Source organism: Flavobacterium psychroterrae, assembly GCF_018380615.1.
GTDB classification, from domain to species: Bacteria; Bacteroidota; Bacteroidia; order Flavobacteriales; family Flavobacteriaceae; genus Flavobacterium; species Flavobacterium psychroterrae.
Genome location: NZ_JAGYVZ010000010.1, coordinates 174,412 through 190,479, shown reverse-complemented (window position 1 = coordinate 190,479; position 16,068 = coordinate 174,412). Strand labels below are relative to the sequence as shown.

Sequence of the window (16,068 nt, the reverse complement as noted above, 5' to 3'; positions counted from 1 at the left end):
CGTTACGCACCCGTGCGCCGGTCTCAAAGTCCGAAGACTTCTACCCCTCGACTTGCATGTGTTAAGCCTGCCGCTAGCGTTCATCCTGAGCCAGGATCAAACTCTTCATCGTATATTGTTTGCTTGACTAATCAAGCTATTGTTATTCGAATCAGTCTCTATCGGTTCTTTTCAATCTCTCGATTATCTTACTCTTTATTCTTTTGCCCTAACATCTCTGTTAAAGCGGCTGTCAATTCAATATGTCTACGAACGTGTCTTCTTTAATTTCGCTTGTTTCTCAAAGCGGGTGCAAAAGTAGAAAAATTATTTAAACCGGCAAGGAATTTTTGAAGTTTTTTTTGGAAAATTTCTTTTCCTTTCTTCTCACATCCCAACCAATCTCTCAATGAACTTTTCCCTGTTTTGCGGGGTGCAAATGTAACATCTTCTTTCAAATCTCACAAGCTTTTTTAAATCTTTTTTAGAAAATAAATTCTCCCTTTTGATTGGTTTGCTTGTCAGTATTTCAGTGAACGTCTGCCCTTGTTGCGGGTGCAAAAATAACCCCTTTATTTACATTTACAAGCCTTTTTATTGTATAATTTCAATGTTTTTCCGAAACTTCCCCTTAACACTCTGATAACACAAAACTTAACTTTTTGCTGTTTTTGCCATTTATAGGAATTTTCAGTGACTGATTGGGTATTTCGTAATTCCTGCCTTTGTAAAACCATCTTTATTATTGACTTTACAGCTTTATCGAAGGTTTTTACATTAATATATAACAAAACCAAAACCCGTATTTGTTCGTTTGCATCGATTTCACATAAGACACCGAGTTGTTTGGCTTGTCTTGGGGTTTTATTCGCACAAAGGCGCAAAGTTTCATTTCAACTCATATATTAGATCAATCTTCTTATGAATACTACTGCCCTAGCCCCGATAGAAGCAGAAATCCTTTTGTGCCGGGGTTCGGCACAAAAGATTGAAGCGCATAGCGGGAAATAGCTCCTTAATTAAATTACAAATCTGAAATTCCAAAAGTAGAATTTCATTTTACTTAAGTATCCTTTGTATATAGTGTAGAAATTCAAAACGATAATTGAAATTGATGAACGTATTATATTATTTAGATAATTATTCGAAACGAATGGCTTTAACTGGTGAAATCTTTGTGATTATATAGGAAGGAATTAGCAGTACTAAAAAACAGATTGTAACTGTAAGTAAATTTAGCAAGGCGATGTAACCCCAATTTAAATAAACCGGAGCCTGATTGACGTAGTAATTTTCAGGATTTAAATGAACTACTCCAAATTGCTGCTGGATTAACAATATTGCAATACCAATTAAGTTACCCCAAAACAATCCTCGTATAATAAGATAAAATGCATTGTACAAAAATATTTTACGAACCGTCCAGTTATTTGCTCCTAATGCTTTTAGAATTCCTATCATTTGCGTACGCTCTAATATAAGAACCAATAATGCAACTACCATATTTATTGTAGCTACTAAAATCATTACCGCAAGAATTACGACGATGTTAAAATCAAATAATTGTAGCCAATCAAAAATATAACTATATTTTTCGACAATAGTCTTAGTATCTAAACTCGATGATGTTTGATCGTAGATCTGACTCCCTGTAGTTTTGATATTGTCAAAGTCTTTTACAAAAACCTCAAAAGCACCAACCTGATCCTTGCTCCATTTATTGATACGCTGAATATGACGAATGTCTCCTATTATATAGGTAGCGTCGAATTCCTGAAAACCGGAATTAAAAATACCAGCAATTTTAAATCTGCGGCTGTTTGGCATTTTACCTTGCTCTTCCTTAATAAAAAAGGTATTGAAATTATCTCCTACCTTTAAATTTAACCGATCAGCGAGGAGTCTTGAAATCAAAACATCTTCGTTTAGTGCTTTAGAAAAATCAGGCACTTTACCCTCAACGATATATTCCTTTATATTATTCCAATCGTAGTCTGCACCAACCCCTTTGAAAACAATTCCTTCAAAAGCATTTTCTGTTCTAATAATTCCAGCTTTACTTGCTACTGCCTGAATGTGGCTTACTTCTGGCACTGATTTGAAATTGGGATAAAAATCCTGTTTCTTTGAAATTGGAACTAAAGTTACTTCGGAATTATTATTATCGAAATTTGATATAATGATCTGACCGTTGAAAGCTGAAACTTTATCACGAATTTTTTGCTGCAATCCAATTCCGGTAGCTACGGAAACTATCATCATTATAATACCAATGGCTATAGCTGAAATAGCAATTTTTATTATTGGTGCAGAGATGCTGCTTTTATAATCTTTTGCGGTTATAAGTCTTTTAGCTATGAAATATTCTAAGTTCAAATTTCAGTTATCTTTTATTAATTATTCTAATGGAATCTTCGAATCAAAAATACATTTAAAAAAATAAAAACGAATTGCTTCTAAAAACAATTGCATAATTTTTTAAGTTCTTAAAGAGGTAGTTTCTTTTTCATTTCCTCTACTATATTGTAAGCAGCGGGACAAATGGCAACATTTTTTAATGTGAGATCTGTAATTTGATTGAACTTTTTACGATCTGTATGCGGAAATTCTCTGCAGGCTTTTGGACGAACGTCATAAATCATGCAATAATTTTCATTATCTAAAAAAGTACAGGGAACACTTTTTAGGACATAATCTTTGTCTTCATCGATTTGAAGATATTGTTCGATGAATTGCTGCGGCTTTTGTCTGAAAGATTTTGAAATCCTTTCGATATCTGCCAAAGTAAATAATGGTCCGGTTGTTTTGCAACAATTGGCACATTTTAGGCAATCTGTCTTTTTAAATTCAGCATCATGCAAATCCTGCATAACATAATCTAAATTTTTAGGTTGTTTCTTTTTCAGCTTATCAAAATACTTTTTGTTTTCGATATGCTTATCTTTGGCTAACTTATTTAAGTTATTTAAAATTTGTTTCAAGTTTACTTTTTAAAGTTGATCTGCAAAATTAAACAACTTTAAACTTGAAACCTTAAACTTTGAACTAAAATACAATGAAAGATCTATTTGGAAAAGCGATGTTCGATTTTCAAACCAATAATTCGCCAGAAGATATCATTACAGAAACTACAATTTCTGAAGAAGACGAAATGAGTGTTGATTATTTATTCCGCTCTTATAACGAAATGCCTAAACTTGAACAAAAAGCGCTACAACTGGCCACAGGAAAAACACTAGACGTTGGTTGCGGAGCCGGAAGTCATAGTTTATCATTACAAAATGATCGTAATTTAGAGGTGACTTCAATTGATATTTCAGAAAAAGCGATTGAAACCAGTAAACTCCGTGGTGTAAAAAATGCAAAAGTTCAAAATATTCTGGATTTTGAGGGAGAAAAATTCGACACTATTATTTTATTAATGAATGGCGTTGGTATTTTTGGAAAATTAGAGAAGTGTAATATGTTTTTATCTAAGCTAAAATCACTTTTAAATCCAAATGGGCAAATTTTATTAGATAGTTCTGATATCATTTATATGTTTGACGAAGATGAAGATGGCGGAAAGTGGATTCCGTCAGATAAAGATTATTATGGGGAACTTGTATTCAATATTTCTTATAAAGGAGAAAAAGAAGAACCTTTTGATTGGTTGTATTTAGATTATAATACACTTCAGAATGCAGCAGCAGCAAATGGATTAAAATGCGAGCTTATTTTAGAAGGCGAACACTATGATTATTTAGCAAAACTCTCCATCTAATAAAATCAGAACAAAAAAAACGTTTCTTTTTTATACAGTGTGTAGATAGTAAACAAAAAAATCTCTTCAATTGAAGAGATTTTTTTGTTTACTATCTAAGGAATATTCAAGTATTTATGAGTTTGTAGTGAAACTCTCCATTTTGGATTATTCATTACATAATCTACAATTAAAGGAGTCATCTCCTCTTTTTTACTCCATTCTGGCTGAAGAAATAAAATTGCCTTATCATTTACCAATTCCGCTTGTTCCTCTGCAAAAATAAAATCGTGTTTATTATAAATAATCACTTTTAACTCATGTGCATTATCATATACTGTTTGAGTTGGCAATTTGTTTTTTTTCGGCGAAAGACAAATCCAATCCCAAGTACCTGATAATGGATATGCACCTGAAGTTTCTATGTGAACTTTTAAATTTCTGTTTTTCAACTCTTGTGTAAGCAAAGTCATGTCCCATGTTAATGGTTCTCCTCCAGTTATTACCACGGTGTCTGCAGAACTTGCAGCATTATTTACAATTAAATCAACACTTGTTGGCGGATGTAATTCAGCATTCCAACTTTCCTTAACATCGCACCAGTGACAACCTACGTCACAACCTCCAATTCGTATAAAGTAAGCTGCTGTCCCGGTATGAAAACCCTCTCCTTGAATGGTATAAAATTCCTCCATCAAAGGCAACATTGCTCCTTTATTTACTTCTAATTGTATTTCTTTTGATAACATTATTTTATTTTAAAGTGCAAAGATAGTCAATTAAATACGGAACAAAAAAAACCGATAGTTCAAAGAACTATCGGTTTTTTTATTTAATATGAAATCTTAAATTATTTTAAAGCTTTTACTGATTGAGCTGCATACGTATTTGCAGGATCTAAAGCTAAAGATTTGTTGAAATTCTCAATTGCTTTTGCTTTGTCAGTATTTGCATAAGCAGCACCAATTGCATTGTAAGATTCAACCATTTTTTTAACAGTAGCAGGTTTTGCTAATTCTTCAGCACCTTTAGCTGTAGTTTTAGTCAAATACTCACTATAGTTTTTTATAATCAAATCATCTTTGTCTAATAAACTGTTGATTCTTCCTTTGTATAAATATGCTTCATCATAAGTAGGAGAAGCCGTTAACACTTTATCAAAAGTAGCATCCGCTTTTTGCAATGCAGCTGTGTCACGAGTTTCCGCCGTTTTACTAGCATTACCATAATAAACTGAAATACCATAATAAACTAAATCATCAAGATAATTTTTAGATTCTGCATTACCAGCACCAAGCTCAAAGATAGAAGCTGCCTGAATATATTGTTTTTTTCCAAACAATGCTTTTCCAAAATCAGCAAGTTCTTCAACTACTAAAGGCTCTAATTCAATTGCTTTTTTGATATCAGCAACACCTGCATCAAAAGCAGCCTGATCTACAACTCCTTCTGCATTAGTTCCTTTTTTTATTTTAGATAGACCTAAATATAAATAATCTCTACCAATTACTTTATTTGAAGGTACTTTCATAAAATCTTCGATAGATTTAATTGCTACATCAACATTTCCGTTTTCATAAGCAGCATATCCTAAATATCTGAAAATTCTTGGATTTACTTTATCTTCAGCAATCATTTTGTTTGCTACAGTCTCAAGAGTTTTATAATCTTTTACTAAGATTAAGAAATCTGCGTGACGCATTTTAGAATCTAAAGAGTAATCTGTAAGACTTAAATATTTTTCATAGTTAGTAATTGCATTTTGCATATTAACTTTAGCAGTAGAGGTTTTATTTCTTCCCCATTTGTAATATGTTTCAGCTAATTCTCTATAAACAGGACCATAATTAGCATTTAAAGCAATAACTTCATTAAAAGCTTTAATAGCTTCCTCATAAGATTTAGCTCCTTTTAATAAAACTCCTAATTGCATTTTTGCTCTTAAAAGTGTTGGATCTGCTGTAAATGCATCACGATAAGCTTTATATGCATCATTTTGATTGTTTGCTCCGTAATATGCGTCTCCAATTGTTAATAAAGCTGTCGCATTTTGAGGCTCTATCAATAAAGCACGTTTTAAAGTAGCAATTGCATTTGTATAATCAGGGGTCGTTGAGTTGATATAAGCTCTACCAATGTAAATGAATTCCTCAACATCCTTACGTTTCATGTCTTTGGTAGCTAAACCAAAATTAGCCTGAGCTGCTGCTGCATTTTTAGCATCAAGATCTAATTGACCTAATCCAATATAGTTTAAGTTCTTCTTGTCTGATGCTTGCAATCCATTTGCGTAATAAATTTTAGCAGAGTCAACAATAGCTTGATTTAAATATACATTTCCTAAAACAAAATTAGCTTCTCCATCAGAAGGTTTTGCTTTGATGATTGATTTAAGCAAAGATTTTGCTTTTTGAAATTGTTCAGCATCAATTGCCTTTTTAGCTTCTTTGATATCTTGCGCTTTTGCAACAGAAGCTGTAGCAACTAAGGCAAGACTAAAAATTTTAAATTTATTCATCTTTATTGTAATTAATTTATTCTTTATCGTTTATAATTTGACTTCTAATTTTAAGCTTTCTTCCTGGTGTTCTGACAGGCAATAATCCCGACTTTAAAACTATACGTTGTCCGATGTCTCCTGAAATGAATGAAGCGAACCCCATTCCTAAACCTGTATACCCCTGACAATTTATAATAAACAAATCACGTGCCAAAGGATATTTCTTCTCGCCAAGATCATTTTGTGTTGGACTGTAATACCCATCACCATTTAGACCTTTTACACTCATAACGTTTATGTTTTTTACAATATCCACCATATTTGGAGATGGCTGATATAACCAATTTACTCCAACTATTCCAATCATACCATCATTCTCAGACACGAATTTAATAACTTCATCGTTAGTTTTAAAAGAAAAAACATTTTTTGATGGAATATCTTTCACCTTAGCCAATTCTTTCATGTATCTAACCGTACTTGAATTTGGATTATCAAATACAAGACCTTTAATTCCAGAATCCGATTTACCCTGCAGAAAATCAATCACGTTTTTCAACGCAATTAATGTATCATTATTGCTTTTATTAGTAACAAAAGCAATTGCATCTGAAGCAAACGGCGTTACTCTAGGATTAATCTTGCTTTTTTCGAATCTTGCTTTCTCTTCCTGAGTTAAATCTCTGGTGGTAACAACAACTTTTGCTTTTTGATTTAATAAGTCATTTATTAATTCGGCTTCAGATTTAGGTTTTAGCGAAATCTTAGCATCATAGTAAGTACCTTCAAAAACAGCCACCATATCTTCAACAATAGGCTTTATTGTTTCATCAACAGTAACATCTATTGATCCTTTTAAAATTGTTTCATTCTCAGCTTCATTTTTACTTTTTTGGTTGCACATGGCAAACAAAAAAACAAAAATTACCAAACCTACAATTTTACCATATTTGAACATAATTATTCTGCGTTTGAATTGATTAATCTTAAAAAACGAATTCCTGAATATACTATCAATAATCCGCCAAAAGCATATCTGTATTTAGGTTCCATATCTAATGGGAGTTTCTTCCAGAACATAATCATTAAACCCAGTACAAGATATATTAAAAAAAACATTATTCCTAAAACAAGAAGAAATCGCTCTTTGAGCGATTTCTTCTGAATATTATTAAGCTTATCTTTTAACATTATTCTGCAGATTGAATAGTAATAGGAAGAGAGTAAAGAACCCTAACTTTTTTACCATTTTGCTCGCCGGGAGTCCATTTTGGACATTTTTTAAGAACACGAATTGCTTCTGCTCCTGTACCGTAACCGATATCCCTTAAAACTTTAATGTCGGTTAATGAACCGTCTTTTTCAACTACAAAAGTAACATAAACTTTACCTTTTAAACCTTCTTCTTCCGGAGTCTTGTAATTGTTTCCTACGAATTTGTAGAATTTTTCAATACCTCCAGGGAAATCTGGTTTTACTTCGATACCTGCAGTATTATAAACATTGTTATCTTCCTGAATGATCTCAGTAACTGGTCCTTTACCAACTGGTTCATCAACAGTTAAAACTGCATCCGGATCTCCTTTGATAGTTTCGTTACCCACTTTTTTGTCCTTAAGATCCACAATTTTTGGTGGGTCTTCAGTAATTTCATTTGCTTTTGCAACCACTGGCTTCACAAACTTAACCTGATCCACTTTTGGTGGCGGTGGTGGTGGTGGTGGTTGATTTGGCTTAATTTCCTCTTTTTTCGGAGGTAATTTTACTGTAGCGATTTTAATATCGTTGTTTACCACTTCTTCTTCAGAATCTGGTAACAAGCTTGCAATAAGAGGAGCTGCAACAGCTATGCTAAAAATAAGCGAACCTATGACAAGAGCTTTTACAGTAGTCTTACCGTTCGATTTTCTTAACTCATATGCACCATATATCTTATTACGCCCTTCGAATACGATATCAAGCCACTGATTTTTAATTATATCTAATTTCATTTTTCTTGATTATTAAGGATTAAAACAAGATTACTCAGGTGTTTTATCTATCAATTTCGTCTCTTCTGGAGTAAACTCAGGAACAATAGCATAAGTATCTACTCCTGAAATAGCCATCTCATCTAAAATATCAACCAAATTACGGTAATTTGATTTTTTAGTTGGTTTTATGATAACTATAATACCGTTTTTAGGTTTCCCTAAAGCAGTAGAATAAGCCAAAACTGCTTTCTTCTGAGTCAATAATTCTCTACGAATTCCGTCTTTACCATAGGCGATATCTTTAGGTCCAATTTTAGGTGTTGCAAGCAATCCCATATAATAAACCATTTTGTTATCAGCACCAAGCATTACAGTCATTGTACGATTCTCGTCAACTTTTGTATCAATTTTCTTCGTTGGATCATCTTCTTTATCTGGCAGTGACAAATCCATCGATTGAGGTTTTGACAACGATGTGGTTAACATAAAGAATGTGATCAATAAGAATGCCAAATCCACCATTGCCGTTAAATCGACTTTAGAATTTTGCTTTTTACTTCTTACTTTACCACCTTTTCCGCCACCACCGTCGCCGGTATTTAATTCAGCCATCTTAGTGTATATTTTTTAATTAAAAGTCTCTTCCTCTCGTACCTGTAACTAAGTTAAAGGAATTGATTTTCTGATCTTGTAAAATATCCATTATCTTTTTGATTTGTGGATATTGTTCTTTAGCATCACCTTTTATTGCAATTTGCAATTCTTTATCATCAATATCAATCGCAGCTCTTCTTGAAACTAAAAGCCATTCTTTTAATTGATTATCTAAAGAATCTATTGGAATTCCAGGTTGATTTGCTTTAGTTCTATCAGACGCTTTCAAATCAATGATCTGCTTTAAATTTGCAATTGGAACACCAAAGTCATCCATTAAAGCAAATTTAGTTTTATCATCTTCTGAAAAAGTCACACCGAATTTTGCACCCATGCCCTCAAGAGTTCTTTTACGAATCTCTCTTCCTTTGATGTCAAAAAACACTTTGCTTTTGCCCTCTGCATCTAAACCTATTGTAATAATTGCTAGATCAGAATCCGGCAATTTAGTTTGAGCAACAGACGAAGGCATATCTACAGGAAGTGCTTCTGGCACCTTAGCAGTAGCGGTCAAAATAAAGAACGTAAGCAAAAGGAACGCAACATCACACATGGCAGTCATATCTGTCGATGTTGACTTTTTTTTCATTTTTATTTTAGCCATTATCTTTTATTTTAATTTGATATATAATTAATTGTAATTATTAATAATCAAAAATTAATTATTGTTTCAAACTTCCTCTGAATCTTCTGTAAGTATTTACAATTGTAGTACCAGCCTCATCGATAGAGTAAGTTAAATCATCAATTTTAGCAGTAAAGAAGTTATAAGAAACGATCGCTAAGATTGAAGTTGAGATACCTGTTGCAGTGTTGATAAGTGCTTCAGAAATACCTGTTGCAAGAGCAGCCTGGTCTGGAGTTCCAGCAGAAGCTAACGCACCAAACGCTTTGATCATCCCTGATACAGTTCCTAATAATCCTCCTAAAGTTCCTAATGATACTAAAGTAGAGATAATAGTCATGTTTTTTTCTAACATTGGCATTTCTAATGAAGTTGCCTCTTCGATTTCTTTGTGGATTACTTCTGCAGCTTCTTCACTGTTGAAACCTTCTTTTTTAACGTCTTGGTATTTAACTAAAGCAGATTTAATTGCATTTGCAACTGAACCTTGTTGTTTGTCACATGAAGCGATTGCAGCCTCGATGTTTCCTTCTTTAATATTCCCTTGTACATTTTTCATAAATGTATCTAAGTTAGCTTTTCCAGCTGCCTTACCGATAACAATAAATCTTTCAATAGAAAAAACAACAACCATTAAAAACATACCTAATAATACTGGTACAATAAATCCTCCTTTATATACTTGCCCTAAAGTATTGATTGGGTGACCTGTTTCCGGATTACCTCCCTCGAAGTTTGAAGCATCCCCCATGATTACTTTCCAAATAAACACCCCAACTAAAATACACGCTACAATAATGATTCCTGTAATCATTCCTCCTCCATTTGAAGTGCTTTCTTTTTTAACTTTAACGTTTGCCATTTTTTTTAATTTTAATAGTTTTAAATAATTTTTATTTTTTAGTTATATTTAACTTGTAGAGGAGCAAATTTATACGTTTAGTTTAAATAAAAAAACTTTTTTTAATTTAATTGAAGGAAATTTAACGTCAATTTAAAAAATATCTCATTAAATTGCCGGCATCATTTTCTAGATAAAACAAAAAACGGGGCTATTAATGGGAAAATTACAACGTTTTAGTAAATATTCAAACATTCCTTTGATATCTTCTTAAAAAGTTGCGAAATTATTTTTTATATATATTTCAATCAAAAATACCTTTTTCCTACTAAAAAAAACGAGCCAAAAATGTTAAAAAACCAAGCAATACTCTTATAATCATCTAAATTACAAATAAAACATGAATAAAAAGGATAATTTCATTCAGGATATCAACAATGGTTATATGTCAAAAGGAGATAGCATAATTTTGGGAGGTGCCATTCTTGACGGGGAACCAATTGCCGAAGCGCATGTCAAAATTCCATTAAAAACGTTAAATCGTCACGGACTTATAGCCGGAGCAACCGGGACTGGAAAAACAAAAACCATACAAGTTTTTTCTGAGCAGTTATCAAATGCAGGAATTCCTGTTTTAATGATGGACATAAAAGGTGATTTTAGCGGAATTGCTAAAGAAGGCAAGGAAGAAGGCTTTATTACAGAGCGCCATTCTAAAATAAATATACCTTATAATGTTGCTTCATTTCCTGTTGAATTAATGTCTCTTTCCAAACAAAATGGTGTTCGCTTAAGAGCAACTGTTTCTGAATTTGGACCTGTTTTATTCTCCAGAATCTTAGATTTAAATGACACTCAGGCGGGAGTTGTTGCCGTGATTTTTAAATATTGTGACGACAATAAAATGCCATTGCTGGATTTAAAAGATATTAAAAAAGTTATCAATTATATTACCGAAGAAGGCAAAGAAGAAATATCTGCCAATTATGGCAAAATTTCCACGGCAACTACCGGAACGATTCTTCGAAAAATAATAGAATTAGAACAACAAGGCGGAGATATTTTCTTTGGAGAATTATCTTTTGAAATTGATGATTTAATGCGAATCGATGAAAACGGAAAGGGCTATGTTAATATCATCCGCTTGACGGATATTCAGGATAAACCTAAATTGTTTTCGACTTTTATGTTGAGTTTATTAGCCGAAATCTATCAGCAAATGCCCGAAAAAGGAGATGTGGCTCAACCTGAATTAGTCATATTTATTGACGAAGCGCATTTGATTTTTAACGAAGCCAGCAAAACACTTCTGGAACAAATCGAAACAATTGTAAAACTGATACGTTCTAAAGGCGTTGGTATTTATTTTGTAACTCAAAATCCAATGGATGTTCCTAGTGGAGTTTTGGCACAATTGGGGTTAAAAATCCAACATGCTTTAAGGGCTTTTACAGCCAATGATCGTCAGGCAATTAAAAAAACAGCCGACAATTATCCTACTTCTCCTTATTATAAAACAGATGAATTACTGACCAGTTTAGGAATTGGGGAAGCACTTGTTACTGCGTTGAACGAAAAAGGAATTCCAACTCCGCTTGTAGCAACAATGATGCGCGCACCAATGAGTCGGATGGATGTTTTAACTGCTGATGAAATTGAAGCAATTAACAGCAAATCGAAACTCGTAAAAAAATACATTGAAGAAATTGACCGTGAAAGTGCTTATGAAATTCTCACTAAAAAAATAGCAGACGCTGAGCAAACAAGCGCAGAACAAGCTCCAACAAAAGCATCAAAATCTGAACCAAGTACAACAAGTGTTGTTACAAAATCAGTTTTAAAAGTAGTAACAAGCGCTACTTTTATTCGAGGCGTTTTTGGCGTTTTATCTAAAATATTTAAAAAATAAAATACAAAATCAAAAATCAATTACAATATGAATGTCAAATTTTAAATTGATTTTTGATATTGTAATTGACATTGAAATTATACATTTTGCAACAACTCCAGAATTTTATTATCAACTTCGGGGGAGTTCCATATATTTTCAATATTATCCAGTTTTAGAATTTCTTCCATGATTCCGTTTTGAAAATCACCTATTGCTAAAGCTTCAGCATACGGACGATCACTAAAAGTCACACGGCTGTAAAGCGGAATCCATTTATCAGGATGTTTATCTGAGAATGCTTTTTCTATTTTCTTTTGTAATAAAAATTTCTCATCGGCAGTTTTTGTGCTCATTTCCATGAAATTTCGATAGGAAAGTTCCGCAATTGCATCGGCATTTGGCTTACGTGAAATTTCATATTCAGAGAAAATCTTCTTCCAATCGTTTCCGTATTTTACGATCATTTCATTTAAAACCGTAATATCCTCAAATCCAGCATTCATGCCTTGTCCGTAAAACGGAACAATAGCATGACAGGCATCTCCAATCAAAGCAATTTTATTTTCATATGTCCACGGAAAACATTTCATGGTTACTAAAGTACTCGTTGGATTTTTAAAGAAATCTTCTGCCAGTTTCGGAATCACTTCAATAGAATCCGGGAAGTTTTTCTCAAAGAAATCTTCTACCATTTTACGATCTGTAAGTGACGCAAACGAATTCTCACCTTCAAAAGGCATGAATAAAGTACACGTAAAACTTCCGTCTAAATTGGGCAAAGCGATCAGCATATATTCACCTCGTGGCCAAATATGAAATGAATTTTTATCCAGTTTATGAGTTGCATCAGCATTTGCCGGAATATTCAATTCCTTATAACCCATATTCAAAAATTCCTGCGAATAATTAAACATGCTTTGGCGTTGCATTCTGTGGCGGATTCTGGAAAAAGCACCATCTGCACCAAAAACCATATCATATTTTATCTCTTCCCACTCCCCTCTTTCGGTTTCACCAATATGCAAAGTTGCATCGCTCAGGGTGACATCCCAGATTTTTTGTTCAAACAAAAATTCAGCACCTGCTTCTTCTGCAAGATCAATCATTTTCCGGTTTAAAGCTCCTCTTGAAATCGAATAAATCGATTCGCCTTCTTGTCCGTAATTTTGAAAATTCAGTTTATCGACCAAATGAATCGCCCGTTTATCCATTGGAATCGCGATTTCTCGAACCGAATCGCCAACGCAAACGCCATCAAGCGCTTTCCAGCCACGGTTGGACATTGCCAGATTTATAGAACGACCAGAAAAATTAATTTTACGAATATCAGGGCTTCGATCATAAACATGAACGGTGTGACCTTCTTTTTTGAGATAAATTGCTAATAGTGATCCTACCAATCCAGAACCTACAATCGCAATTTTTAGTGGAGTTTGCATCAAGAAATAATCTAAATATAAGATCGTAAAAATAAGTAATAATTATACAAGAGCTTAAAAATAAAGGAAATATTTATGATAATATGGGCATGACCATTAAGTTAAGCTTTTAAAAAATAAAATCATTGCAAACCAAATCCGGTTTTATCCGCGTTTTTACGAAGTAAATCGGTTTTATCCGCGTCAAAATTAGACGCTGATTTTACTGATTCGCTAACGCGAAAACGCTAACAAAAACGGATCTTTCTAATTACTTTCTTGATTAAACTGTAGATTTCCCCTTAAACTTAATGACATTGGTTTCTCTCCCTCATGCAACACTTTTTCATAACAAATTTTCGTTTTTATAGATTTATTAGAAATGTAGAAAAGTCTATTTTCGCTTGACGAGAAAAATGAATTGACCCACAGATTTCACAGATTTACAGCGTTTTTTGTCATTTCGAGAAACGAGAAATCGCACTAGAAACTCCACAAACAAAATCACCAATTTTGTCGAAGTACGTGTGTGATTTCTCGTGTCTCGAAATGAACATTGCGTATAAAACTTTACGCCTTAGCGAGCGAATGATTAGCATCAAAAAAAACTTATTTCATCTATATAAAACAGCAATGAAAAGCGAACTATTACAAACTGACATAATTCTAGAAAACGAAAAAGTACTTTTAATCCCTTTCGAAAATAAAAGAAACATTGAACTAAAAGAAATTATTTTCGACGATGAAATCTGGAAATACATGGGAATGTATGTGAAAAATGATATCGATTTTGAAAATTATATCAAACATACTTTACAACAAAAAGCAGACGGAATATGTTATCCGTTTTTAATAATTGACAAAGCCACAAACAAAGTTGCCGGAAGTACGCGTTATGGATACTTAAACCACTTAAGCCAAAAATGCGAAATTGGCTGGACTTGGTACGGAAAAGCATTTCAAGGAATTGGCTTAAACAAAGCCTGTAAATATGAATTACTGAATTTTGGCTTTGAAAAAATTCAGTTCAAAAGAATACAATTTAGCGCTGATCTTGAAAACAAAAAATCGCAACGAGCCATTGAAAAACTAGGTGCTATCAAAGAAGGATTATTTAGAAATAACTATGTTGATGCTTACGGAAAAAGCAAAGATGATGTTTATTATAGTATAATTTTAGAGGAATGGCATACTACTAAAAAAGAATATTTTTCTGAGTTCTAATAAGTACAATTAATAGAAAAAGTAATCTTTAATAATAGTTATTATCTTTGTTACAATTAGCTGCCATGCTTATAATAATGAAATAAGAACTGAATGAAAATCAATGATATTATTTTCCGATATTCTTTTCCAAATAATCGTTCAAAAGATGGTATTTGTAGAATTAGAACTTTTATAACTTCTGACTTTAAGCTATATGCCTTAATAACTGATTTAGACACAAAAAATACTTCCGCATCTGTCACTAATTCAATCGAGGCAATTTGTAATTCTTTAATAGAAAAATTAATATTACCAGAGCATACTATTTTCATTGAACATTATGAATCTAATTTATTTGGCAAAAATACTTTTGATATCGTTACAATTGTAAGAAATGCGCAAACAGAATGGCAAAATATAAATATTCAGGAAGTAATTCAATTAATTGAATGTGATCCTAATGAATTTAATACTCCAACAATAGCAAACGATATACTATTAACGGAAATTGAAAAAATTAGAAATCAAATTAATCCTCATTTAGATTTACCCCAACAAATACAGTCTGATTATATTTTAAGACAATTGGAAATAGAAAATAATATGATTTCTAAATCATCATTATTCAATCTAATTCAAAATGGAGCTAAAGAACGAGAACTACTAAAGTTTCTAAAAAAAGACTTGTCCATTTTTGGAGAAATTTACGCTACTCCACATGATAACTATATTTGTTTTTCAGAATTTCCGTTAAATGGAGGTTTTGTTGATTTTGTCATGTTTACAGGTTATTCTAAAATGGATGTTTTTTTAATTGAGATTAAAGGAGCCGAATTTAACTTATTCAACAAAGGGGCATATGACAAATTAAATTCCAAAACGGAAATTGCTAATCATCAGATTAGGCAGAGATTAGGTTATATTCATCGAAACTTATCTGAATTTAGAGAAAAACTTCATTCGATTCGAGAAAAAGTAGTTTCTGGTACGTCAATATATAATTCTTTTTTAGGTCCTGACACAACTACTTTAGTAGATAAAAATAAAGACATAAATATACATAATGTCGTTATTGGTGGCAGAACGTCAAACGATTTAAACGAAAGTCACAAGCGACATGATTTTGAAACAAATTCTACTTTACCTTTTAAACTTGAATCATGGGATACATTTATTAGAAAACTACGACGAAACTAAAAGTACAAACCTCATTTTTTTGAATTATCAACACCTAACATA

Annotated in this window: 16 protein-coding genes and 1 rRNA gene; 4 read left to right on the top strand and 13 right to left on the bottom strand. The window is 32.5% G+C overall.

Features of this window, described 5'->3' with window-relative positions; all coding sequences use genetic code 11:
* The 4 genes from KHA90_RS12535 to KHA90_RS12520 form a co-directional block, all read right to left on the bottom strand.
* Window positions 1-112 (bottom strand): 16S ribosomal RNA (locus KHA90_RS12535); the annotation flags it as partial.
* Window positions 113-263: 151 nt separating this feature from the next.
* Window positions 264-437 carry a hypothetical protein gene (locus KHA90_RS12530; protein ID WP_213300174.1) on the bottom strand — a complete coding sequence of 58 codons (174 nt, stop codon included), beginning with the start codon at window positions 435-437 and terminating at the stop codon, window positions 264-266.
* Between the two features lie 682 nt (window positions 438-1,119).
* Entirely contained in the window at window positions 1,120-2,355 is a 1,236-nt protein-coding gene (locus KHA90_RS12525) for an ABC transporter permease (RefSeq protein WP_213300172.1), read from the bottom strand.
* A 110-nt stretch (window positions 2,356-2,465) separates the two neighbouring features.
* A complete protein-coding gene (locus tag KHA90_RS12520; RefSeq protein ID WP_213300169.1) occupies window positions 2,466-2,960 on the bottom strand; it encodes a YkgJ family cysteine cluster protein in 495 nt (164 codons plus the stop codon).
* A 74-nt stretch (window positions 2,961-3,034) separates the two neighbouring features.
* On the opposite strand from KHA90_RS12520, the gene KHA90_RS12515 reads away from it, so the two are divergent.
* Complete coding sequence (locus tag KHA90_RS12515) at window positions 3,035-3,742, top strand: class I SAM-dependent methyltransferase (protein ID WP_213300167.1); 708 nt, start codon at window positions 3,035-3,037, stop codon at window positions 3,740-3,742.
* 95 nt (window positions 3,743-3,837) lie between these two features.
* Here KHA90_RS12515 and KHA90_RS12510 read toward each other — a convergent pair whose 3' ends face one another.
* The 8 genes from KHA90_RS12510 to KHA90_RS12475 all read right to left on the bottom strand — a co-directional run bounded on the left by KHA90_RS12510 (window position 3,838) and on the right by KHA90_RS12475 (window position 10,335).
* Complete coding sequence (locus KHA90_RS12510; RefSeq protein WP_213300165.1) at window positions 3,838-4,470, bottom strand: 7-carboxy-7-deazaguanine synthase QueE; 633 nt, start codon at window positions 4,468-4,470, stop codon at window positions 3,838-3,840.
* A gap of 101 nt (window positions 4,471-4,571) precedes the next feature.
* Window positions 4,572-6,239, bottom strand: coding sequence for a tetratricopeptide repeat protein (locus KHA90_RS12505; protein ID WP_213300162.1), 1,668 nt, complete (start codon window positions 6,237-6,239; stop codon window positions 4,572-4,574).
* Window positions 6,240-6,255: 16 nt separating this feature from the next.
* The gene (locus KHA90_RS12500; RefSeq protein WP_213300159.1) at window positions 6,256-7,179 is read right to left on the bottom strand and encodes a PstS family phosphate ABC transporter substrate-binding protein; all 924 of its coding nucleotides are present in this window, start codon (window positions 7,177-7,179) and stop codon (window positions 6,256-6,258) included.
* A 2-nt stretch (window positions 7,180-7,181) separates the two neighbouring features.
* On the bottom strand, window positions 7,182-7,412 hold the full coding sequence (locus KHA90_RS12495; protein ID WP_194617802.1) for a hypothetical protein: 231 nt from the start codon (window positions 7,410-7,412) through the stop codon (window positions 7,182-7,184).
* Window positions 7,412-8,212 (bottom strand): energy transducer TonB, encoded by an 801-nt coding sequence (locus tag KHA90_RS12490; protein WP_213300156.1) that lies wholly within the window; start codon window positions 8,210-8,212, stop codon window positions 7,412-7,414. Before KHA90_RS12490 ends, KHA90_RS12495 begins: the two co-directional genes overlap by 1 nt.
* A 30-nt stretch (window positions 8,213-8,242) precedes the next feature.
* Complete coding sequence (locus tag KHA90_RS12485; protein WP_213300153.1) at window positions 8,243-8,806, bottom strand: ExbD/TolR family protein; 564 nt, start codon at window positions 8,804-8,806, stop codon at window positions 8,243-8,245.
* Window positions 8,807-8,825: 19 nt separating this feature from the next.
* Window positions 8,826-9,452, bottom strand: a complete 627-nt coding sequence (locus KHA90_RS12480) for an ExbD/TolR family protein (RefSeq protein WP_213300150.1) — start codon at window positions 9,450-9,452, stop codon at window positions 8,826-8,828.
* Between the two features lie 58 nt (window positions 9,453-9,510).
* Window positions 9,511-10,335 (bottom strand): MotA/TolQ/ExbB proton channel family protein, encoded by an 825-nt coding sequence (locus KHA90_RS12475; RefSeq protein WP_213300147.1) that lies wholly within the window; start codon window positions 10,333-10,335, stop codon window positions 9,511-9,513.
* Between the two features lie 379 nt (window positions 10,336-10,714).
* On the opposite strand from KHA90_RS12475, the gene KHA90_RS12470 reads away from it, so the two are divergent.
* Complete coding sequence (locus KHA90_RS12470; RefSeq protein WP_213300132.1) at window positions 10,715-12,223, top strand: helicase HerA-like domain-containing protein; 1,509 nt, start codon at window positions 10,715-10,717, stop codon at window positions 12,221-12,223.
* A gap of 77 nt (window positions 12,224-12,300) precedes the next feature.
* Here KHA90_RS12470 and KHA90_RS12465 read toward each other — a convergent pair whose 3' ends face one another.
* Window positions 12,301-13,644: an FAD-dependent oxidoreductase gene (locus KHA90_RS12465; RefSeq protein ID WP_213300128.1), complete on the bottom strand. Its 1,344-nt coding sequence runs from the start codon at window positions 13,642-13,644 to the stop codon at window positions 12,301-12,303.
* Between the two features lie 612 nt (window positions 13,645-14,256).
* Here KHA90_RS12465 and KHA90_RS12460 point away from each other — a divergent pair.
* Together KHA90_RS12460 and KHA90_RS12455 are read left to right on the top strand one after the other, a co-directional pair.
* Window positions 14,257-14,847: a GNAT family N-acetyltransferase gene (locus KHA90_RS12460; RefSeq protein ID WP_213300125.1), complete on the top strand. Its 591-nt coding sequence runs from the start codon at window positions 14,257-14,259 to the stop codon at window positions 14,845-14,847.
* 93 nt (window positions 14,848-14,940) lie between these two features.
* Window positions 14,941-16,026, top strand: a complete 1,086-nt coding sequence (locus tag KHA90_RS12455) for a Shedu immune nuclease family protein (protein ID WP_213300122.1) — start codon at window positions 14,941-14,943, stop codon at window positions 16,024-16,026.
* Window positions 16,027-16,068: the final 42 nt, after the last annotated feature.

What these genes read in the sequence shown, in the direction of transcription:
- KHA90_RS12515 (WP_213300167.1), top strand. Translation starts at nt 3,035, where the DNA reads ATGAAAGATCTATTTGGAAAAGCGATGTTCGATTTTCAAACCAATAAT.
- KHA90_RS12510 (WP_213300165.1), bottom strand. Translation starts at nt 4,470, where the DNA reads ATGTTATCAAAAGAAATACAATTAGAAGTAAATAAAGGAGCAATGTTG.
- KHA90_RS12505 (WP_213300162.1), bottom strand. Translation starts at nt 6,239, where the DNA reads ATGAATAAATTTAAAATTTTTAGTCTTGCCTTAGTTGCTACAGCTTCT.
- KHA90_RS12500 (WP_213300159.1), bottom strand. Translation starts at nt 7,179, where the DNA reads ATGTTCAAATATGGTAAAATTGTAGGTTTGGTAATTTTTGTTTTTTTG.
- KHA90_RS12495 (WP_194617802.1), bottom strand. Translation starts at nt 7,412, where the DNA reads ATGTTAAAAGATAAGCTTAATAATATTCAGAAGAAATCGCTCAAAGAG.
- KHA90_RS12490 (WP_213300156.1), bottom strand. Translation starts at nt 8,212, where the DNA reads ATGAAATTAGATATAATTAAAAATCAGTGGCTTGATATCGTATTCGAA.
- KHA90_RS12485 (WP_213300153.1), bottom strand. Translation starts at nt 8,806, where the DNA reads ATGGCTGAATTAAATACCGGCGACGGTGGTGGCGGAAAAGGTGGTAAA.
- KHA90_RS12480 (WP_213300150.1), bottom strand. Translation starts at nt 9,452, where the DNA reads ATGGCTAAAATAAAAATGAAAAAAAAGTCAACATCGACAGATATGACT.
- KHA90_RS12475 (WP_213300147.1), bottom strand. Translation starts at nt 10,335, where the DNA reads ATGGCAAACGTTAAAGTTAAAAAAGAAAGCACTTCAAATGGAGGAGGA.
- KHA90_RS12470 (WP_213300132.1), top strand. Translation starts at nt 10,715, where the DNA reads ATGAATAAAAAGGATAATTTCATTCAGGATATCAACAATGGTTATATG.
- KHA90_RS12465 (WP_213300128.1), bottom strand. Translation starts at nt 13,644, where the DNA reads ATGCAAACTCCACTAAAAATTGCGATTGTAGGTTCTGGATTGGTAGGA.
- KHA90_RS12460 (WP_213300125.1), top strand. Translation starts at nt 14,257, where the DNA reads ATGAAAAGCGAACTATTACAAACTGACATAATTCTAGAAAACGAAAAA.
- KHA90_RS12455 (WP_213300122.1), top strand. Translation starts at nt 14,941, where the DNA reads ATGAAAATCAATGATATTATTTTCCGATATTCTTTTCCAAATAATCGT.